At 68.5% G+C, this 20819-nt stretch carries 14 protein-coding genes; 6 read left to right on the top strand and 8 right to left on the bottom strand.

The genetic code is table 11. The annotated features are described in order from the left end of the window. The first annotated feature begins 19 nt into the window (after positions 1–19). Entirely contained in the window at positions 20–1885 is a 1866-nt protein-coding gene (locus FPJ27_RS11825) for a phosphoenolpyruvate carboxykinase (GTP) (RefSeq protein WP_204423029.1), read from the top strand. Positions 1886–2169: 284 nt separating this feature from the next. Here the strand turns inward: FPJ27_RS11825 and FPJ27_RS11820 are convergent, their stop codons facing one another. Further along, complete coding sequence (locus tag FPJ27_RS11820; RefSeq protein ID WP_204423026.1) at positions 2170–3834, bottom strand: acid phosphatase; 1665 nt, start codon at positions 3832–3834, stop codon at positions 2170–2172. Positions 3835–4306: 472 nt separating this feature from the next. On the opposite strand from FPJ27_RS11820, the gene ftsH reads away from it, so the two are divergent. Beyond that, a complete protein-coding gene (gene ftsH, locus FPJ27_RS11815; RefSeq protein ID WP_204423023.1) occupies positions 4307–6280 on the top strand; it encodes an ATP-dependent zinc metalloprotease FtsH in 1974 nt (657 codons plus the stop codon). 83 nt (positions 6281–6363) lie between these two features. Next, positions 6364–6831, top strand: coding sequence for an OsmC family protein (locus FPJ27_RS11810; protein WP_072438613.1), 468 nt, complete (start codon positions 6364–6366; stop codon positions 6829–6831). A gap of 6 nt (positions 6832–6837) precedes the next feature. On the opposite strand, the gene otsA is transcribed toward FPJ27_RS11810, so the two are convergent. After that, entirely contained in the window at positions 6838–8244 is a 1407-nt protein-coding gene (gene otsA / locus FPJ27_RS11805) for an alpha,alpha-trehalose-phosphate synthase (UDP-forming) (protein ID WP_175963546.1), read from the bottom strand. A gap of 309 nt (positions 8245–8553) precedes the next feature. After that, positions 8554–10632 (bottom strand): TonB-dependent receptor, encoded by a 2079-nt coding sequence (locus FPJ27_RS11800; RefSeq protein ID WP_239483288.1) that lies wholly within the window; start codon positions 10630–10632, stop codon positions 8554–8556. Between the two features lie 454 nt (positions 10633–11086). On the opposite strand from FPJ27_RS11800, the gene adhP reads away from it, so the two are divergent. After that, on the top strand, positions 11087–12115 hold the full coding sequence (adhP, locus tag FPJ27_RS11795) for an alcohol dehydrogenase AdhP (RefSeq protein ID WP_072438607.1): 1029 nt from the start codon (positions 11087–11089) through the stop codon (positions 12113–12115). Between the two features lie 59 nt (positions 12116–12174). Here the strand turns inward: adhP and FPJ27_RS11790 are convergent, their stop codons facing one another. The 3 genes from FPJ27_RS11790 to FPJ27_RS11780 form a co-directional block, all read right to left on the bottom strand. Further along, positions 12175–13617 (bottom strand): sialidase family protein, encoded by a 1443-nt coding sequence (locus FPJ27_RS11790; RefSeq protein ID WP_204423021.1) that lies wholly within the window; start codon positions 13615–13617, stop codon positions 12175–12177. A gap of 523 nt (positions 13618–14140) precedes the next feature. Continuing rightward, positions 14141–14572: a MarR family transcriptional regulator gene (locus FPJ27_RS11785; protein WP_072438603.1), complete on the bottom strand. Its 432-nt coding sequence runs from the start codon at positions 14570–14572 to the stop codon at positions 14141–14143. Next, positions 14569–15486 (bottom strand): alpha/beta hydrolase, encoded by a 918-nt coding sequence (locus FPJ27_RS11780; protein ID WP_204423019.1) that lies wholly within the window; start codon positions 15484–15486, stop codon positions 14569–14571. Before FPJ27_RS11780 ends, FPJ27_RS11785 begins: the two co-directional genes overlap by 4 nt. Before the next feature lie 301 nt (positions 15487–15787). Here FPJ27_RS11780 and FPJ27_RS11775 point away from each other — a divergent pair, with 301 nt between their 5' ends. Together FPJ27_RS11775 and FPJ27_RS11770 are read left to right on the top strand one after the other, a co-directional pair. After that, positions 15788–16753, top strand: a complete 966-nt coding sequence (locus tag FPJ27_RS11775; RefSeq protein ID WP_204423017.1) for an ABC transporter substrate-binding protein — start codon at positions 15788–15790, stop codon at positions 16751–16753. 52 nt (positions 16754–16805) lie between these two features. Then, positions 16806–17900, top strand: coding sequence for an LLM class flavin-dependent oxidoreductase (locus FPJ27_RS11770; protein ID WP_204423015.1), 1095 nt, complete (start codon positions 16806–16808; stop codon positions 17898–17900). A gap of 92 nt (positions 17901–17992) precedes the next feature. On the opposite strand, the gene FPJ27_RS11765 is transcribed toward FPJ27_RS11770, so the two are convergent. Both FPJ27_RS11765 and FPJ27_RS36810 read right to left on the bottom strand, forming a co-directional pair. Next, positions 17993–18928: an ABC transporter substrate-binding protein gene (locus FPJ27_RS11765; protein WP_204423013.1), complete on the bottom strand. Its 936-nt coding sequence runs from the start codon at positions 18926–18928 to the stop codon at positions 17993–17995. Between the two features lie 32 nt (positions 18929–18960). After that, the gene (locus FPJ27_RS36810; protein WP_204423011.1) at positions 18961–20751 is read right to left on the bottom strand and encodes an amino acid ABC transporter permease/ATP-binding protein; all 1791 of its coding nucleotides are present in this window, start codon (positions 20749–20751) and stop codon (positions 18961–18963) included. Positions 20752–20819 lie beyond the last annotated feature (68 nt).

Below are 20819 nucleotides of genomic sequence, written 5' to 3'. Positions count from 1 at the left end.
ATAATCTGGAGACATCCCCATGTCGCAAAACAATCTGGCCGAAGCAACGTACGGCCCGCTGATCGCTCCGCCGGCTTTCGTCAAGCATCGCAAGCTGATCGACTGGGTGTCGCGCATCGCGGCGCTCACGGAGCCCGATCGCGTCGTGTGGTGTGACGGTTCGCAGGAGGAATACGACGCGCTGTGCCAGGCCATGGTCGACCAGGGCACGCTTACGCGCCTGAACCCGGCGAAGCGCCCGAACTCGTATCTCGCGCAATCCGATCCGTCCGACGTTGCACGTGTCGAAGATCGCACGTTCATCTGCGCGGAATCGCGCGACGACGTCGGCCCGACCAACAACTGGGTCGCGCCCGCCGAAATGCGCGAGACGCTCAACGAGCTGTTCCGCGGCTCGATGCGCGGCCGCACGCTGTACGTGGTGCCGTTTTCGATGGGCCCGCTCGGCTCGCCGATCGCGCACGTCGGCGTCGAACTGTCCGACAGCCCGTACGTCGTGGTGAACATGCGGATCATGACGCGCATGGGCCGCGACGTGTACGACGTGCTGGGCGAGGACGGCGAGTTCGTGCCGTGCGTGCACAGCGTCGGCCATCCGCTCGAAGCAGGCGAGCAAGACGTGCGGTGGCCGTGCAACCCGGTCAAGTACATCGTGCATTTCCCCGAGACACGCGAGATCTGGAGCTTCGGTTCGGGCTACGGCGGCAACGCGCTGCTCGGCAAGAAGTGCTTCGCGCTGCGCATCGCGTCGACGATGGGCCGCGACCAGGGCTGGCTCGCCGAGCACATGCTGATCCTCGGCGTGACGTCGCCGGCCGGCAAGAAGTATCACGTCGCGGCCGCGTTCCCGTCCGCGTGCGGCAAGACCAACTTCGCGATGCTGATTCCTCCGCAGGGCTTCGACGGCTGGAAGGTCACGACGATCGGCGACGACATCGCGTGGCTGAAACCGGGCCGAGACGGCCGTCTGTATGCGATCAATCCGGAAGCCGGCTTCTTCGGCGTCGCGCCGGGCACCGGCGTGAAGACCAACCCGAACGCGATCTCGACGCTGAAGGAAAACGTGATCTTCACGAACGTCGCGCTGACGGAAGACGGCGACGTGTGGTGGGAAGGGCTGACCGACACGCCGCCCGCGAAGCTGACCGACTGGCAGGGCAACCCTTGGACGCCGGAAATCGGCAAGGAAACGGGCCGCAAGGCCGCGCATCCGAATTCGCGCTTCACGGCGCCGGCCGCGCAGTGCCCGTCGATCGACGCGGACTGGGAGAACCCGGCCGGCGTGCCGATCGATGCGTTCATCTTCGGCGGCCGCCGCTCGACGACGGTACCGCTCGTGACCGAGGCGCGCGACTGGGTCGAAGGCGTGTACATGGCCGCGACGATGGGCTCGGAGACGACCGCCGCGGCAGTCGGCCAGCAGGGCATCGTGCGCCGCGACCCGTTCGCGATGCTGCCGTTCTGCGGCTATAACGTCAGCGATTATTTCGCGCACTGGCTGAAGCTCGGCAAGCAGCTCGAAGGCGCGGGCGCGACGTTGCCGAAGATCTACTGCGTGAACTGGTTCCGCAAGGACGCGAACGGCAAGTTCGTATGGCCTGGCTTCGGCGAGAACATGCGCGTGCTGAAGTGGATGCTCGACCGTCTCGAAGGCACCGGTGGCGGCGGCGAACATGCGTTCGGCGTGTCCCCCGCTTATGAAGACCTGCACTGGGACGGGCTCGATTTCACGCGCGAGCAGTTCGCCGCGGTGACGTCGATGAACGCCGACGAATGGCGCGAGGAGCTGAAGCTGCACGCGGCGCTGTTCGACATGCTGAAGCTGCGCTTGCCGGCTGAAATGACCGACACGATGAAGAAGATCGAGCAGCGCCTCGGCGGCTGACGATCCGCAACGATGCATTGACCCTGACGTCCCGCCGCCGGCTTCCATCGCCGGCGGCGGGACGTTTTTGCATCGATGCCGTTTCTCCATCCGCATCTCGCGAAATGCGACGCGGCGGGCCTGTCCACGACGGACATACGCCGCGCACGCGGTGCGCGACGCATTGCGCAGCGCCGCGTAGCATGGCCGCAAATGCACGACGCCCCGGGCAATCGATCGCATTGCCCGGGGCGTCGTCGTTTCAAGCGGTGAACCGGTGAACCGGCCAAGCGACCAACCGGCCGTCAGCCGAGATCGAGCGCGTTGGTGAGATCGCCGGGCGGCGTCTCGCCGCGCGCGGCGAACGCGTTGTTGCGCGCGGCCACGCCGTCGAGTGGAGCGAGCCCGTGCACGCGGCTGATGAAGCGCAGGATCGAGTTCGTGTCGTACAGCGTGTGATCGACGAAGCCCTTTTTCGCGAACGGCGAGATCACGAGCGCCGGAATCCGCGAGCCCGGCCCCCAGCGGTCGCCGACCGGCGGCGCGACGTGATCCCACCAGCCGCCGTTCTCGTCGTGCGTCATCACGATCACGGTGTTGTCCCATTGCGGCCCGCGCCGGATATGGTCGATCACGGTCGCGATGTGGCGGTCGCCCGATTCGATGTCCGCGTAGCCCGCGTGCATGTTCAGGTTGCCCTGCGGCTTGTAGAACGTGACGGCCGGCAGGCGCCCCGCATCGATGTCGGCGATGAAGCGGTTCGTCGACGGCTCGTCGCCGAGCCCTGCATCACGAAGGTGCCGTTGGCGCGCGGCGGTGCCCGGCGCGAAGTTGCGGAAGTAGTTGAACGGCTGGTGGTGGTACTGGAAATCGGGCACGGTGCCCGTGTCGCGATGCTCGAGCGCGTATTGCCACGCGCCGCTGTACCACGCCCAGTCGATGTTCTTCTCCGACAGGCGATCGCCGATCGTCGCGTAGCCCTGCGGCGGCAGTACGCGATGGTCGTCCGGGTCCGCATACGCGGCGTTGCCCGGGTCGGGCGGCGGCACGTAGCTCGGCTGGTACGGCGGCGCCATCGTGTTCACGCCGTAGCCGTCGGGTGTCAGCGGGCCGTCGCCCGCGAACTTCGGCGGGCCGTCGAGCGCGGATGCCGGCGAATCGGCGGCGAGCGCGAGGCGTGTGCCGGCCGGATCGTCGCCTTCGACCTTCGACAGCAGCTTCGCCGCATGCGGATGCTTGTGTGCGTCCGGATACAGCGGCGCCTGCGCGGAAATCAGGAACATGTGGTTCAACCACGAACCGCCGAAGGCCGCCATGAAGAAGTTGTCGCACAGCGTGTATTGCCGCGCGAGATTCCACAGCCGCAGCGTGTCGGCCGAATTGCGGTAATGGCCCATCACGAGGCCGCCCGAATCGGCCCATGCGGCGAACTGGTTGTTGCGGCCGGCCGCGATCTGCATCTGGTTCTGATAGAAGCGGTGCCACAGGTCGCGCGTGATCACGCCGTTCGGCAGCGGCTTGCCCTGTGCGTCGGCGATCCGGAACGGCGCGTTCGGCAGCTTGTCGATGTCGCGCTCGGCGATCGCGTAGCGCTTGCCGTCCACTTCCTGCGCCTGCGGCACGAGCCCGCCCCAGATCTTCGGCAGCACGGGCAGCGGCGTCTTGCCGTCGCGGTCGAGCTGCCGCGCGTGCTCGGGCCGCACCTCGCTCAGCGGATGTCGCACGCCCGGGAAATCGCCGTACAGGTTCGCGAAGCTGCGGTTTTCCGCATAGATCACGACGATGTGGCGCACGCGCTGGCGCAACGCTTCGTCGATGCGCTGGTCGGCGGCGGAGCGCGGCGCGCTGCCCGGCGTGGTTTCACAGCCGCCGAGCGCGACACCGGCACCGAGCGCGGCGAGGCCGCCGAGTACGCGGCGGCGGTCGGGATCGGCGGGAAGGTCGTCGGGGCGATCGGGGGTGTCGGTCACGTCGTGGGCTCCTCGAATGGGCAGGTTGGCGGTGTGGATCGATACACGGCCGCGTCGCTCGGGCTGCCGCGATGCGAAACGGACAGCAACGGCCGGCGTCGCGCAAAAGCAGGTGCGATGCAACTGTCACACAAATGTCATGAACGCGACTATAACGCGGCGGGTGCCGCCGACGAAAGGTGTTTGTCGGACGATTCGACTTGCACGGCGGGCGATGCGCGACGCCCGCGCGCGAGCTAGACTGAATTCAGGGGCGGCGCGTCGCGGCGTGCCGCCCGGGCGACGATCGCCCGACGGTGCCGGCCGACGGCGCCGCCGCGGCGTCATCGATGCGACGAACCGAGGCGACACAGCGAGACGACGATGACGCGGATGAATGCCGCTTCCGCATGGCTGCCGATGCCGCGCGCCGGTCGCGTGCGGTTGTCGGAGTGAGTGCGCGCCGCACCGTGCGTGCGGCTGGTCCGATGCCATGGACAGGAAATTCGACTACCCGGGATTGCTGATCGCGGCGGGCTTCTTCGTGCTGTTCGCCGCGCAGTTGCTGATGCTGCACCCGGCGTCGGCGTCGATCGCGTACAGCGATTTCCACCGTCTCGTCGCCGCGCGGCTCGTCGACGATCTCGAGGTCGGCCCCGCGTCGATCACGGGCACGCTGAAGATGCCGCAGGCCGGCACGATGCTGCCGGCGTCCGAAGCCGCGGCCGTGCAGCAGGCCGGCGCGCCGTGGCGCTTCACGACCAACCGCGTGACCGACGAGCATCTGACCGACACGCTGACCGCCGCCGGCATCCGCTATCACGGCACGCCCGACACGGGCTGGATCGCGTCGCTCGCGTCGTGGCTGCTGCCGCTCGTGCTGTTCGTGTTCGTGTGGAACATGATGCTGCGCAGGCGCGGCGGGCTGCAGGATTTCACCGGGATGGGCAAGAGCCGCGCGCGCGTGTACGTGCAGCAGGAAACCGGCATCACGTTCGACGACATCGCGGGCATCGACGAGGCGAAGGCCGAGCTGCAGCAGCTCGTCTCGTTCCTGCGCAACCCCGACCGCTACCAGCGGCTCGGCGGCAAGATCCCGAAGGGTGTGCTCGTCGTCGGCGCGCCGGGCACCGGCAAGACGCTGCTCGCGCGCGCGGTGGCCGGCGAGGCGGCCGTGCCGTTCTTCTCGATCAGCGGCTCGGCGTTCGTCGAGATGTTCGTCGGCGTGGGCGCCGCGCGTGTGCGCGACCTGTTCGAGCAGGCGCAGCAGAAGGCGCCGTGCATCGTGTTCGTCGACGAGCTCGATGCGCTCGGCAAGGTGCGCGGCGTCGGCCCGATGTCGGGCAACGACGAACGCGAGCAGACGCTCAATCAGCTGCTCGTCGAGATGGACGGCTTCCAGGCCGGCTCCGGCGTGATCATCATGGCCGCGACGAACCGGCCGGAGATTCTCGATCCCGCGCTGCTGCGGCCCGGCCGCTTCGATCGCCACATCGCGATCGACCGGCCCGACGTGAACGGCCGCCGGCAGATCCTCGGCGTGCACGTGAAGCGCGTGAAGCTCGCGGCCGAGGTCGACCTCGGCGAACTCGCGTCGCGCACGCCGGGCTTCGTCGGCGCCGATCTCGCGAACGTCGTCAACGAGGCCGCGCTGCATGCGGCCGAACTCGGCAAGCCGGCGATCGGCATGGCCGACTTCGACGAGGCGATCGACCGCGCGTTGACGGGCCTCGAGCGCAAGAGCCGCGTGATGAACGCGCAGGAGAAGCTGACCATCGCGTATCACGAGGCCGGCCATGCGCTCGTCGCGGAAAGCCGCGCGCACTGCGATCCGGTGAAGAAGGTGTCGATCATTCCGCGCGGCGTCGCCGCGCTCGGCTATACGCAGCAGGTGCCGACCGAGGATCGCTACGTGCTGCGCAGGAGCGAGCTGCTTGACCGGATCGACGCGCTGCTCGGCGGGCGCGTCGCCGAAGAACTCGTGTTCGGCGACGTGTCGACGGGCGCGCAGAACGATCTCGAACGCGCGACCGCGATGGCGCGCCACATGGTCATGCAGTACGGGATGAGCGAGAAGATCGGGCTCGCGACGTTCGACGACGGCGATACGCGCCAGGGCATGCCCGGCGCATGGCATGCGGGCGCCGGACGCTGCAGCGAGCACACGGCCCGGATGATCGACGACGAGGTGCACGCGCTGCTGGCCGACGCGCATGCGCGGGTCGCGGCGACGCTCGGCGAACGTCGCGATGCGCTCGAACGCATCGCGCGACGGCTGCTGCAATGCGAAGTGCTCGAACGCGACGCGCTGCAGGCGCTTATCGACGGGCGCATCGAACCGTCGTCCGCGGCGGCGGCAGCCGACGGCGATGCCGGTCCGCGCGGCGACGCGCTCGCGCCGGAGCAGGCGTCGGCGGTCGAGCGCGATTTCGTCGCGTACGGGCCGCCGCGCGAACCCGAACGCTGAACGCGCCGCAATCCTGCGGCCGGCGCGTGTCGATGCGGCGATGCGCCGGAATTCCTTTCCCTCTTTCCAGCTACGGAGTCGCCATGAGCGAGGCGCACGTATCGGTCGAAGTCGCGCAGCAGGCGCGATTCGGCTTCGAAGTCAGGTTTGCCGGCACGACGCTGTCGCCGGTGCTCATCGATGAACCGCCGCCGCTCGGCGACGGGCGCGGGCCGAACCCGATCCGGCTGCTTGCCGCGTCGGTCGCGAGCTGTCTCGCGGCGAGCCTGCTGTTCGCGCTGAACCGGCAGCATGTCGATCCGGAGCCGGTCACCGCGCGGATCGACGTCGACATGGCGCAGAACGAAGCGGGCAGGGTGCGCGTGAGCGCGATGGCCGTGCGGCTGTCGATCGGCAAGACGTGGGCCGATCTCGCGGCGGCGACACGCGTGCTCGATCAGTTCGATGCGTATTGCGTGGTGACCGAGAGCATACGTGCGGGCATCCCGATCTCGGTCGATGTGTGCGACGTGAACGGCGCGGCGCTCGAATACGCGGCGACGGACATGTGAGTGCGGTCAGTGCTCGGTGGCCGCCGCGACTTCGGCCGCTTCCGCGAGCGCTTCGAGAAAACGCGTGCGCCACCAGTGCACGTCGGTCTTGCGCACGATCGCCATCAACGCGGAGTGGCGCTGGCGGCGTTCGTCGAGCGGCATCGTCAGCGCGCGCTGGATCGCCTGCGCGGTGCCTTGCGTGTCGTACGGATTGACGAGCAGCGCCGGCTTCAATTGCTCGGCCGCACCCGCGAAACGCGACAGCACGAGCACGCCCGGGTCGGCCGCGTCCTGCGCGGCGAGGAACTCCTTCGCAACGAGATTCATCCCGTCGCGCAGCGGCGTGACGAGCGCGACGCGGCTCGCGCGATACAGGCCCGGCAAGCGCTTGCGCGCGACGGTGCGGTGAATGTAGCGCATCGGCATCCATTCGAGTTCGCCGTAGTCGCCGTTGATCGCGCCGCACAGGCTGTCCATCTCGCGCCGCAGGTCGTCGTACGCGCCGAGATCCTCGCGGCTCGGCGCGGCGATCTGGATCAGCGTCGCGCGGTTGCGGTTCTCCGGATACTGCTCGAGCAACTGGCGGAACGCATGCACGCGCTGCGGCAGCCCCTTCGTGTAGTCGAGCCGGTCGACGCCGACCAGCAACTGGCGGCGCGAATATTCATCGCGCATCCGGTCGAACATGTCGATGCCGTCGCGATCGCGGGCGAGCGACTCGAACTCGTCGACGTTGATGCCGATCGGAAACGCGCCGGCCGACAGCGTGCGGCCGAACGCGCGCAGGCGACCGTCCGGCAGCCGCGCCGCGCCGGCTTCCGCTTCGACGTAATGCTCGAAGTGGAGCAGATCCGATTCGGTCTGGAAGCCGACGAGGTCGTACGCGAACAGCGAGCGCATCAGCCATTCGTGTTCGGGGATCGCGGCCATGATCGGCGGCGGCGGCATCGGGATGTGCAGGAAGAAGCCGATCGGATTCGTGCAGCCCATCGCGCGCAGTTCGGCGGCGAGCGGAATCAGCTGGTAGTCGTGCACCCAGACGATGTCGTCGGGGCGCAGCAGCGTGCGCAGCTTGCGCGCGAACAGCTGGTTCACGCGCCGGTAGCCGTCGGCGAAGCGCCGGTCGAACTGCGCGAGATCGAGCCGGTAGTGGAACACCGGCCACAGCACGTTGTTCGAATAGCCGAGGTAGTAAGCGTCGTAGTCCTGCGGGTCGAGGTCGATCGTCGCGAGCTGGATCCCGCCGACGTTCTGGATCTGCACCTCTTCGCCCTGCGAGGGCTGATCGTCGGCGCCGCGCAGCCTGCCGCTCCAGCCGAACCAGACGCCGCCGGTTTCCTGCAGGCTGTCCTTCACGGCGACGGCGAGGCCGCCGGCCGCGGCTTTACGGGGATCTGCGATGCGATTGGATACGACGACGAGACGGCTCACCAGCTCTCCTGACGATTGTTGGGGGAAGGTTCGTGCGGCCGGGGCGCGAAGCGGACGCCGCCATCGGCGCGCTGCGCGCGATGCGATGGGGCCGCAATGCGATCGGACGGGAATCAGGGCACGCGATTCGCCGTCCGAACGGGGAGTGCTTTTTTTAGGATACTCGTCATTCGCCAGTTTTAAAAGTCTGCATCGGCGCATGGGAAAACGGCGAGATGCGCACGATGTGCGTCGCATCTCGCGACGGGCGGGGCCGGAACTTGCGCGGGCGAGCGCCGCGTGCGCAAGGGGCGGCGGGCCACACGGGACTCAGAACGTGGTGCGCAACCCGGCCATCACACTGCGGCCGCCTGCGGGCGCGAAGCCGCGCACGACCGACGTCGAATAGCGGATTTCCTGGTTCGTCAGGTTGTCGCCGCGCAGGTACGCGAGCCAGTGCGTCGCGCCGACGCGGAACTTGTAGGTCAGCATCACGCCCAGCGACGTATAGCCGTCCGTCGAGAAGTCGTTGTCGGGCACGCGATGCTGCGACCACGCGTGCGTGACCTGCGCACGCGCGCCGAACGGGCCGTAGCCGTAGTCGGCCGCGAGCGTCGCGCGCAGCGGCGCGATGCGCGGCAGCGGCTGGCCCGTGTCGACGTTGCGCGCGTGCGTGTAGTCGGCCGTCAGTTCCAGGTCGACCGTATGGCCGCGCCGCGAGAACGCGCGCCATTTTCCGTCCAGCTCGATGCCGTAGAACTCGGCGCGCACGCCGCGATAGATCGCTTCGTTCAGCGAGCCGTCGGCGCCGGGCGCGACGGGCTCGCCGTCGTCGTTCACGACGCGGCCGGTGTTGTACTCGGTCAGGTAGTTCGAGAAGCGGTTGTAGAACACGCCGACGCTGCCGCGGTTCGGGCCGTTCGCATAGCGCAGCGACAGGTCGGTCGACACGGCCTTTTCCTTCGACGCGTTCGGGTTGCCGATCAGGAACTGGCCGGTCGCATCGTGCGGGCCGTTCGAATACAGCTCGTAGAAGGTCGGCGCGCGTTCGGTGTACGCGACGTTCGCCGCGACTGACCACACGGGCGTCAGCGAGAACAGCGCGCCGGCCGACAGGCTGCCCGCGTTGAAATCGCGCGGCTGCGCGCCCGCGAATTTCTCGACGCCGGCCGGATCGGGGTCGACCTTCACGTGCTCGAAGCGGCCGCCGAGAGACAGCTTCAGCGCCGGGACGACCTGCCATTCCTCGAGGCCGAACAGCGCGACGCTGTTGGTGCGGGTGGACGGCACGAGCGTCTCGTCGCCGAGCGCGGAAAACGTGTTCTGGCCGAACTGCACGCCGATCGCGCCTTCGAACGGGCCGATCCTGCGATGCCGCGCCTCGATGCGCGCCTCGTAGCCGCGGTTGCGGAAGGTGGTTGCCGTCTCGCCGTTGTCGACTTCCTTGTGGCGGTAGTCGGTGTACGCGAAGTCGAATTTCAGCTTCGTGAACGGCCCGCTCAGGTTGCGCACCTCGGACGCGAGCGCGAGGCGTTCCTGGCGCATCCGCAGCCGCACGTCGCTTTCCGCGACGGACCCGTAGTTCGATTCGTAGCCGCTGTACGACAGGCCCGCGAAGCCGTCCGCCCACGTGTACGACGCGCCGACCGCGCCGCCGTGCACGCGGCCGTCGCTGTTCGGCACGCTGCCTTCCGGCTGCGGCGTGTCGGGGCCGTCGAGCGCGCGTTGCGCGCTGCTGCGTGCGTAGCCGGGAATCCGCAGCTTGCTCGTTTCGCGGTCGAACGCGTCGACGTGGAACGCGAAGCGGCCGTTGCCGCCTTCGACCTGCACGGCGCCCGCGCGCACGGAATTCGCGCCGCCGTAGCGCGCGTCGAGCGCACCCGTCACGCCTTCGATCGCTTCGCGCGGAATCCGGTTGTCGATCGTGTTGACGACGCCGCCCACCGCGTTGCCGCCGTACAGCAGCGCGGCCGGGCCGCGCACGATCTCGACGCGTTCGATCGACAGCGGATCCTGCGGCACCGCATGGTCGTACGACAGCGACGACGCGTCGTAGGACGCGACGCCGTTCTGCAGCAGCCGGATCCGGTCGCCGTCCATCCCGCGGATGATCGGGCGGCCGACCATCGGCCCGTAGGTGGTGGTCGACACGCCGGGCAGCCCGTTGAGCGTTTCGCCGAGCGAATCGGCCTGGCGGCGCGTCAGTGCGTCGCCGGAAAGCTGGACGGTCGGCGAGATCAGTTCGGTATCGCCGAGCGGGTTCGCGGTCACGAAGATCGGCGCGAGCGCGGTAGCCGAAGGCGTGCCCGACACGGCGGGTGCATTGGTCTGCGCGTGCGCGGCGGCGGCGAGCAGCATCAGCGAAAGGGGCGAAAGCGGGCGAAGCGGTAGACGAGGGAGGTCGCGCATGGTCGGTGAATCGGTTGGAATCGGATCGGATAACGAGCGATGCGGGTCACGGCTGGATACGATATATTGTTGCGTCAACGACGCGCGATGACCCGTTGGAACATGGCTCGGCGACGCTCGGCCACCCACAGTGGAACGGAGTCAGGCGGACGAGCACGCGAAATGATATGTTATATCATCTCAAATTCCAAGCCGGATGTCGGCGGTGCGTACGGCTTCCGTCGGATCGGTGAAACGTCGGCTGTAGTGGAAGGCGCGCTGGCCGATGATCGTTCGCTAGTGCGACCGGTATGGCGTGCCGCGAAGCGGCGTGCGCCCGACCGCGCCGCGCCGCCGTGCGATGAGACGATGCAGCCGCGATCGCCGGATAGCGCGCATCGCGTTGATACGCATCAACGTTCTCCGATGCCGAAACCGGATACTGGGTCGCTCAATGACCAGACAGGAGCGACGCATGACGCAAACCATGAAAGCGGCCGTGGTGCACGCATTCGGCGAACCGTTGCGTATCGAGGAAGTGCCCGTGCCGACGCCGGGCCCGGGCCAGATCCTCGTCAACATCAAGGCGTCGGGCGTCTGCCACACCGACCTGCACGCGGCCGACGGCGACTGGCCCGTGAAGCCGTCGCTGCCGTTCATTCCGGGGCATGAAGGCGTGGGCATCGTCGCGGCGGTCGGCGCGGGCGTCACGCACGTGCGCGAGGGCGACCGCGTCGGCGTGCCGTGGCTCTACAAGGCCTGCGGACATTGCGAGTACTGCTACACGGGCTGGGAAACGCTGTGCCACGACCAGCAGAACACCGGCTATTCGGTGAACGGCAGCTACGCGGAATACGTGCTGGCCGATCCCGACTACGTCGGCCATTTGCCGGCACAGGTTGAATTCGACGAGATCGCGCCGATCCTGTGCGCGGGCGTGACCGTCTACAAGGGCATTCGCGTCACCGATACGCGCCCCGGCCAGTGGCTCGCGATCTCCGGCATCGGCGGGCTCGGGCACGTGGCGGTGCAATACGCACGCGCGATGGGCCTGCACGTCGCGGCGATCGACATTTCGCCCGACAAGCTCGCGCTCGCGCGGCAGCTCGGCGCGCAACTGACGATCGACGCATCGGTCGACGATCCGGCGAAGGTGATCCAGAAGGAGATCGGCGGCGCGCACGGCGTGCTCGTCACGGCAGTGTCGCGCAGCGCGTTCGCGCAGGCGCTCGGGATGGTGCGGCGCGGCGGCACGGTCGCGCTCAACGGGCTGCCGCCCGGCGATTTCCCGTTGCCGATCTTCTCGACGGTGCTGAACGGCATCACCGTGCGCGGCTCGATCGTCGGCACGCGCCGCGACCTGCAGGAATCGCTCGACTTCGCGGCCGACGGCCTGGTGCGCGCGCATATCCATCGCGACCGGCTCGGCAACATCAACGACGTGTTCGCGAAGCTGCGCGAAGGCAAGGTCGACGGGCGCATCGTGCTGACCGAGATGCAGTGACGCGGGCGGCCGCCGCGCGACGGATCACGTCGCGACGGCGGCCGTGCTGCCGGTTCGCGTCATGGGGCGAAGAACACGTCCGTGCGGTTCGTCAGGTTGCCCGCGCTGGTCTGGACGAAGAACGGATGGAACGACGACGACGGGCCGACGTCGAGGCCCTGGTAGTCGCCGATGAAGAAGCCTTCCGCGTTCGGCGCGAGCTTCATGTCGAACGGTCCGCCGACGCGCCGCTCGTCGCTGAACGTGGCGCCGCCGTCGTGCGAGATCTTGCGCCAGAAGCCCGTCGGCAGCGTCGTCGTGTTCCCGGCCAGCAGGTCGCGGAAGTCGTAGTGGGTGACCATCACGGCGCCCGCGTTGTCGACGCGCACCGACGGATTGAAGGCAGGCCGGCCGGTCGGCGTGTTGATCTGCTGCGGCGCGCTCCAGGACGCGCCGCCGTCCTTCGACGTCGATAGCGCGATCTCGTCGTACTTGCCGCCGTTGAAGCGGCTGTCCTGCCACACGACGTAAAGCTGGCCCGACGCGGGATCGATCGCGGGCTCGGGAATGATGTCGCCGGTGCGCACGGGTTCGCCGGTGTTCGGGTCGGTCACGCCGACCGTCTGCAGCCCCGAGATCACCTGCGGCTGCGTCCAGGTCACGCCGTCGTCGGTCGACTTGATGAACGCGACCTTGCCCGCGGCCTTGCTGAACGGCGGCTGGATCAGGTTGAAGAAATCGTACAGCGTGCCGTTCCTCGGATCGACGACGATCTGGTTGCCGATCGTCTGCTGGCGCGACGGCACGTGGACGATGACCTTCGCTTTGCTCCAGGTCTTGCCGCCGTCGGTCGTCTTCGAGAACAGCGTCGGCCCGCGGAACGCCTGCGTATGCAGGTTCGCGTACGGGTTGCCGTTCGGCAGTTCGAGGCGGTCCCATACCGCGTATGCGGTGCCGGCCTTCACCGGGTTCGCCGTCACCGATTCCTTGTCGTTGAAGAACTGCGTGGTCGGTTCGTTGTCCGCGATCAGCAATGCGGGGCTGCTCCAGGTCTGCCCGCCGTCGGTCGACACCGACGCACCAACCGCGTTGCTGTTGTTCGACTGGTTGAACGAGATCGATACCGAATACGCGGTGCCGTCCGGGCCGAAGGACACCCATGGGTCGGACGCGCGCTCGTACTTGAGCCCGCCCGGCGCGCATGCGCTGAACGGCTGCGTCGTCCGCGCCCAGGTCGCGCCGCCGTCGAACGTATAACCGGCGACGAGCCCGTGCGCGCCGCCGTTCGACCAGCGGTCCTGCTGCCATACGCCGATCATGTTCGTCGGGTTTGCCGGATTGACCGAAAGCCAGGGTTCGACCTCGGCATTCACATAGACGGTGCCGGGGCCGCCTATGGTGCAGGCGGCGTATGGACTGGGGCCGGACACGAGCACGGGATCGGCGTGCGCGGCGGCACAGGCCAGCGCCATCACGGCGGGCAGGCAGGTGAAAAGCGGGTGGGACACGATAGTGCGTCGCATGGACTGCTCCTCGTTGACGTGCGGCCGCGATGGTGCGGCGGAACGAGGCAGCGCGAGCCGATGTGCGGCGGCACAGGCCGCCGGATCGGGGCGCCGCGGCGACGCGCACGATGCGTGCCGCCGGGACGTGTCGTTCAGGATACCGCTTCAGCCATCGCGATCCGCGTGCGCTGGATACCGCCAGCACTTCGGTCAAGACTCCTATTCGTTTTTATTGCTTGTGACGGATGTGTCGTTGATGCCAGCCCGGCTGGGAGGCCGGTTCGGGCAGGCGAAGAATGCGTAGAAGTGGATTGCAATGTAGATGATCCGGATGCGGCGCGGCAGGCAATTTTTTGTAACAGAGCGTAGCCGGAAAGCGTTGCCGGAGCGGCGCGGCGCGAACGCAAAATTTGCCGTCGCGAGTGCGCGGAAATCGAATCGAAAAGGCGAATCGCAATCGCTTTCGATTGCAGCCGGCGCGAGCCGGTTTGTCGAATCGATTCGCTGCCGGCAGGCGATGCGGCGTCCGTGTTGCCGCTGCTCAGCGCTCCGCCGGAAACCGGTCCTGCAACGCGTGCAGCCAGCGCGCGACGATATCGAGTTCCGCGTCGGAAAACCCGTCGCACAGCTTGCCGTTCAGCTCGCGCAGCAGCACGCGCGCGTGCTTGAGCGCCGTGTGGCCGTCGTCGGTCAGGTACAGGCGCGTCGCGCGGCCGTCGTCCGAATCGGCGTGGCGCGCGAGCAGGCCGGCTTTCGCCATCCGGTCGGCGAGCCCCGTCATCGCGGACGGCGCGAGCTGCAGCGCGGCGCCGACTTCGCCGATCAGCGCGCCGTCCTGCTTCGCGAGACAGAACAGCACGCCGGCCTGCGCGGCGCTCGCGCGCGTATCGGTCTCGGCCTTGCGGTCGACCCAGCGCTGCACGCGCCGCTGGCCGATGTTCAACAGGAAAAACAGTCGTCGGTTTTCGCTCAAGCTGGGTTCCCGGCTGCAATGGAAAGGGATGGACGGCCCGCGGCGCGCGGCGCGTCGAGTGCCTGCGCGAGCCAGTCGGCCAGGTCGGGCCACAGCACGGTGCCGGGCCGGCTGCGGAAGAAGCCCATGTGCCCGACCGGGCCGCTGCCCGCCGCGTGCGGATCGATCTGGCGGCGCTCGACCGCCGCGCCGGTCAGATAGCTTACCAGCAGGTCGATCGCGGCCGGGTTCGCCCACGGATCGTCGTCGAAGCCGAGCGCGAGGATCGGCAGCCGCTGTTTCGAGAAGCGATCGGCCGCGCCAAGTGTCGGATCGTCGAAGAAATAGTGCGGTAGCGTCGTCCAGCGGCTCCATTCGCGGAACACGCCGGCCGGCAAGTCCTCGCCGAGCCCGAGCCGCTTGCCGGGCACGTAGCCGAGCAGCGCGGACATCAGCGGGCCCAGCACGCGCAGGATCAGCCGCACCTTCAGGCGTTCGGCCGCCTGCGCGATCAGTCGCGTGCTGCCCGCATGCGCGGCGACGAGCACGGCCGCGCGCAGGTGCGTCGTGCTCGCGGACAGCCCGATCGCATGCCCGCCGACGCTGTGCCCGACCGCCAGCAGCGGCAACCCTTCGTACGCGTGCCGTGCCCATGCGGTCGCGGCGCCGACGTCGAGCTCCATCCAGTCGCGCATGCGGGCTCGCAGCGCGCCCAGGCGCGCGGGCCGCGACGCGCCGATGCCGCGGTAGTTGTAGGTCAATGCCGCGAAGCCGCGTCCGGTCAGGAAGCGCGCGAAGCCCGCATACAGCCGCTCCGGCACGGCCGTCGCCGGATGGATCAGCACCAGCGCGCGCGGTTCGGCGTCGGGCGTCCATAGCGTACCGCGCAGCGGATAGCCGTCGATGGCGGAAAACTCGATCGGTTGGGAGGTCATGGTCGTCCTCGTTCCAGGTGGTTATTTCGTATGCGAAATATAGTCCGGGATTTATTTCGCTAACGAAATATCTGTCGAGGAATCATTCGAACGACGGGTGCGGGAGGGCGGCGTCAGGAATCGCGTGGTGCTGTTCGCTCCATAAAATATTTGCATCTTTGTATAGAAGAATATTGCGTTTGTGTCATGAAGGGGAGCGCCGTATCTTCACTGGTTCCATCCGTTGTGCCGGCCGTTTCGCACGGCGGACAACGAGGCGCCGCCATTTCGCGGCAGCCCGCCAACCATCCGGGAGATTACGTTGCTGAGCCGAATCGCCACGGTGCTCTTGCTGGCGCTTGCCGCGCAGCCGGGCATCGCGAAAGACACCGTCACGCTGCGCGTCGGTGAACAGAACTACTTCAACATCCAGGCGTCGATGGAGGCGTCCGGCATGCTGAAGGACCTGCCTTACACGATCGAGTGGAAACATTTCCAGGCCGCCGCGCCCGTCGCCGAGAGCCTGAACGGCAACGCGATCGACATCGGCTTTCTCGGCGATTCCGCGCTGCTCACGCTGGCCGCGCGCGGCGCGCCGGTGAAGGTCGTCGCGGTGTCGCGGCAGAGCCTCGACGGCGTCGCGATCCTCGTGCCGAAGAATTCGCCGGTGCGCACCGTGGCCGACCTGCAGGGTAAGACCGTCGCCGTGTGGCGCGGCGCCTGGAGCCAGCAGCTCGTGCTGCGTGCGCTCGAACACGCGGGCCTGCGTGCGGATTCGGTCAAGTACGCGTACCTGATGCCGATCGACGCGACCAACGCGCTCGCGAACGGGTCGGTCGATGCCGTGTCGCTGTGGGAGCCGTTCGTCAGCACGCTCGCGCTTCGGCAGGGCGCGCGGTCCATCACCACCGCACAGGGGCTGATGCCCGCACTGAGCTTCGTCGCGGCGAACGAGCAGGCCGCGTCGGGCAAGCGCGCGGAGATTACCGATTTCCTGAAGCGGGTCGTGGCCGCGCGCCAGTGGGTCGATAGCCATCCGCGCGAGTATGCGGACCTGTGGTCGAAGCGCGCGAAGCTCGAACCCGATGTCGCGTATCGCTGGCTCGGCAATGCGAAGCAGCGCGTGGGCCCGGTCGACGACACGGCCGCGAAGGATGCGCAGAACACGGCCGATTTCCTGCACAAGGCCGGCGTGATTCCGGCCGCGTACGACACGTCGAAGCTGCTCGACCGCTCGTATGCGGGCGCGTTCGCGGCGCCTGCGCAAAAGACGGCCGCCGCGCAGTAATCGCGCCGCCGCATCCACGATTCCCGATCGAGAACCAGAAGGACATCCCGACATGCCAGTCGACATCATCGGCATGATCACCGCGACGCCCGGCGCGGAGGTCGACGTACCGGGCGGCGCGGCCGTCCAGCCAGACTACGTGCGCCGTTTCGCGCAGGCGCACGAGGCGGCGGGCTTCGACCAGATCCTGGTCGGCCATTTCAGCAACGCCGCGGACGGCTTCATCGTCGCCTCGTTCGCGGCCGCCGCGACCGAACGCATCCGCCTCCTGCTCGCGCACCGGCCGGGCGTGATCGTGCCGTCGGCCGCCGCGCGGCAGATCGCGACGCTCGACGTGTTCAGCGGCGGCCGGCTCGCGCTGAACGTCGTGTCGGGCGGCGACGATACGGACCTGCAGCGCGACGGCGATTTCGTGCCGCACGATGCGCGCTACCGCCGCACCGGCGAATATCTCGACGTGCTGAAGCGGATCTGGCTGGCCGATGCGCCGGTCGACCACGACGGCGAGTTCTACCGGCTGCGCGGCGCGTCGCCTGTCGTGAAGGGCGCGCAGCGGCCGCACGTGCCGATCTATTTCGGCGGCTCGTCGCCGGCCGCGCTCGCGGTCGCGGGCGAGCACGCGGATGTCTACATGACGTGGGGCGAGCCGCTCGCATCGGTGCGCGAGCAGATCGCGCGCGTGCGGGCCGCCGCCGCGCCGTGCGGGCGCGCGCCGCGCATCAGCGTGTCGTTCCGGCCGATCGTCGCCGATACCGAGGCCGCCGCGTGGGAGAAGGCCGAGGCGATCCGCGAGCGTGTGCGCGCGACGCGGGTCGCGAACGGCCAGCCGATCGCCGGCCATGCGCCGCAGAATGCCGGTTCACAGCGGCTGATGGCGGCCGCCGCGCAGGGCGACGTGCTCGACGAGCGCTTGTGGATGGGTGTCGCGAACCTGACCGGCGCGCGCTGGAATTCGACCGCGCTGGTCGGCACGCCCGAACAGGTCGCGCGGGCGCTCGGCGCGTACTACCGGCTCGGCGTGTCGACGTTCCTGATTCGCGGGTTCGATCCGCTCGATGATGCGCTGGCCTACGGGCGCGACCTGATTCCGGCGATTCATGCGCAGGTCGCGGAGCTCGACCGGTATCAAGCGGCGGTGACGGCGTAGGCGCGACTCGGCGACGAACGGTACTGCTTCGACTGCGCCCCGGTATTTCCATCGTGGAATGCCGGGGCGATGTCACTCAGGCATCGACGCCTTCAGAACGACGGCAACCCCGGCGGATTGGTTTCCGCGCGCGCGATCGCCTCGCTCTGCAATCCCCATCGCGCGAGCGCCTGCCCGTAGCGGCCGCTGCCGATCAGCGCATTCGTCGCGAGCGTCAGCGCAGGCGCGAGGCCGCTGCCGCGACGCGTCGCGATCGCGACATCTGCATTGTTCGGCCAGCCCGCATTGACGACGCCGACGCGGCGGATCTTGCCGCTGCGCGCGGCCTCGTACGCGAGCGACGCGTTCGGGTTCAGCTCCGCATCGGCGCGGCCCGACAGCAACGCGACGCGCGCGGTCGCATCGTCGTCGAAATAGAGCAACCCGGTCGCCTTCAACCCTTGAGCCACGTTGCGCCGGCTCCATTCGAGCAGGATGCGCTCCTGGCTCGTGCCGGCACCGGTGATGATCCGCAGGCCCGCGATGTCCTTCGGCTCGGCGATCTTCGCGATCGGGCTGCCGGTGCGTACATAGAAGCCGTGCAGCCCGAGCCGGTAGGTCGTGAAATCGTATTTCTCCTTGCGCTTCTCGGTCACGCCGACGTTCGAGATCACCGCGTCGTACTTGCCGGACGTCAGCCCGAGCGGCCAGTCGGCCCACGCGATCGGCACCAGCACGAGCGTGCGGCCGAGCGCATCGGCGACGAGCTGCGCGTAGTCGGGATCGGCGCCGACCACGGTGCGCGCGTCGGTCGCGTAGGTCGATACGGGCGGCGCGTGCGGTGAAATCGCAACCGTGAATGCGCCGTCGCGCACCCAGCGGTAGCCGCTTGCCTCGCGGATGGCCGTGTCGTCACGCGACGCGCGAATCCGGCCGGCCTGGCGCGGGTCGAGGTCGGCGGTTGCGGCCGCCGCGTGCGCGATGCGCGACGGCAGGCTGCCGGATGCCGCGACCAGCGCGGCGGTCATGAATTGACGTCGATCGATCATCGTGGCGCCCCGGTCATCGGCAGGGATGCGCATCACAGCACCCTCGACAGGAACGCGCGCGTGCGCGGATGCGACGGCGCGTCGAGCACGACGGCCGGCGGGCCGGCTTCGACGATGCGCCCGCGTTCCATGAACAGCACGTTGTCCGCGACTTCGCGCGCGAAGCCGATCTCGTGCGTGACGATCACGAGCGTCGTGCCCGAGCGCGCGAGCTCCTTGATCACGTCGAGCACCTCGTTGACGAGCTCCGGGTCGAGCGCGGACGTCGGCTCGTCGAACAGCAGCACCTTCGGACGCAACGCAAGCGCCCGCGCGATCGCGACGCGCTGCTGCTGGCCGCCGGACAACTGGCGCGGGTACGCATCGGCTTTATCCGCGAGACCGACGCGCGCGAGCAGCGTGCGTGCGGTGCGCTCGGCCGCATCGCGCGTGACGCCGGCGACGGCGATCGGCGCCTCGATCAGGTTCTCGAGCACCGTCAGGTGCGGGAACAGGTTGAAATTCTGGAACACCATCCCGACGGCCGTGCGCCGCTTCAGCACGTCGCGCTCCTTCAGCTCGTGGAGCACGTCGCCGTCGCGTCGATAGCCGATCAGTTCGCCGTCGATGTCGATGAAGCCGTCGTCGACGCGTTCGAGATGGTTGATCGTGCGCAGCAGCGTCGACTTGCCCGAGCCCGACGGCCCGACGATCGCGGTCACGCTGCCGCGCGGCGCGACGAACGACACGTTGTCGAGCACGCGCTGCATGCCGAACTGTTTCGACACGCCATGCACGGCCACTTCGCCGCCGGCGTGCGGCACGGCGGCGGCCACGGTATCGGTATCGCTTGCGGCCCGCACGATCGACGCCGAATGGCGCGACGCGGCACGCCGCCACAGCACGCCGATGCGCGCGAGCGCGAACGTGAGCACCGACGGCGGCGGATTGCGCAGCGCGCCGCGCGCATAGTGCCGCTCGACCTGCACCTGGATCGCCGACAGCACCGTCAGGATGATCAGGTACCAGACGGTCGCGACCATCAGCAGCGGAATCACTTCGAGGTTGCGGCGATAGATCACCTGCACCGTGTAGAACAGCTCCGGCATCGCGAGCACGTACACCATCGACGTGCCTTTCGCGAGCGTGATCAGGTCGTTGAACGCGGTCGGCAGGATCGCGCGCATCGCCTGCGGCAACACGATCCGCGCGGTCTGGCGGCTGCGCGGCAGCCCGAGCGCGGCGGCCGCTTCGAGCTGGCCCTGGTCGACCGCGAGAATGCCGCCGCGGATCACTTCCGCGGAAAACGCCGCGTGGTTCAGCGTGAGGCCGAGCACGGCCGCGAGGAACGGGCTGATCAGGTCGGTCGTCGGCGCTTCGAACCACACGATATCGGTGAACGGCACGCCGAGCCGCACATGCTCGTACAGGTAGCCGAGGTTGTTCAGGATCAGCAGCAGCACGATCAGCGGAATCGAGCGGAACAGCCACACGAAGGTCCATGCGCTCGCGGACAGCAGGCGCGAACGCGACAGCCGGGCCAGCGCGACGAACGCGCCGAGCACGAAGCCGAACACCGCGCCGAGCAGCGTCAGCACCAGCGTGCGCGCGAGCCCCGACAGCACCGGCGGCGACAGGAACCATTCGGCGAACACCGGCCAGCCCCATTGCGGGTTGCCGAGGATCGAATGCAGCGCGATCGCGATCAGCACGACGGCGAGCACGGTGCCGGCCGTGCGCGCCCGGTGGCGCGCGGGCACGATCCGGAACCGCGTGCCGGGCTCGCGCGCGCCGGGGGAAGAGAGCGGCGGCAGCGCGCCGCCGAGGTGGGTCGTGTCGCTCATGTCGTTGGAAGTCCTCGAATCGGTCGGAAGCGCCGCACCCGGGCGGCGCGGCACGTCGGCCCGTGGCC

The sequence above is a fragment of the Burkholderia sp. MS455 genome (assembly GCF_016899445.1).
Classification (GTDB): domain Bacteria; phylum Pseudomonadota; class Gammaproteobacteria; order Burkholderiales; family Burkholderiaceae; genus Burkholderia; species Burkholderia pyrrocinia_C.
This window is presented reverse-complemented; position numbering and strand designations above follow the sequence as displayed.

Bases quoted from the DNA above. Each gene is read 5' to 3' on its own strand.
- adhP (WP_072438607.1), top strand. From the start codon at position 11,087: ATGACGCAAACCATGAAAGCGGCCGTGGTGCACGCATTCGGCGAACCG.
- FPJ27_RS11780 (WP_204423019.1), bottom strand. From the start codon at position 15,486: ATGACCTCCCAACCGATCGAGTTTTCCGCCATCGACGGCTATCCGCTG.
- FPJ27_RS11800 (WP_239483288.1), bottom strand. From the start codon at position 10,632: ATGCGCGACCTCCCTCGTCTACCGCTTCGCCCGCTTTCGCCCCTTTCG.
- FPJ27_RS11770 (WP_204423015.1), top strand. From the start codon at position 16,806: ATGCCAGTCGACATCATCGGCATGATCACCGCGACGCCCGGCGCGGAG.
- FPJ27_RS11765 (WP_204423013.1), bottom strand. From the start codon at position 18,928: ATGATCGATCGACGTCAATTCATGACCGCCGCGCTGGTCGCGGCATCC.
- FPJ27_RS11810 (WP_072438613.1), top strand. From the start codon at position 6,364: ATGAGCGAGGCGCACGTATCGGTCGAAGTCGCGCAGCAGGCGCGATTC.
- FPJ27_RS36810 (WP_204423011.1), bottom strand. From the start codon at position 20,751: ATGAGCGACACGACCCACCTCGGCGGCGCGCTGCCGCCGCTCTCTTCC.
- FPJ27_RS11825 (WP_204423029.1), top strand. From the start codon at position 20: ATGTCGCAAAACAATCTGGCCGAAGCAACGTACGGCCCGCTGATCGCT.
- FPJ27_RS11790 (WP_204423021.1), bottom strand. From the start codon at position 13,617: ATGCGACGCACTATCGTGTCCCACCCGCTTTTCACCTGCCTGCCCGCC.
- ftsH (WP_204423023.1), top strand. From the start codon at position 4,307: ATGGACAGGAAATTCGACTACCCGGGATTGCTGATCGCGGCGGGCTTC.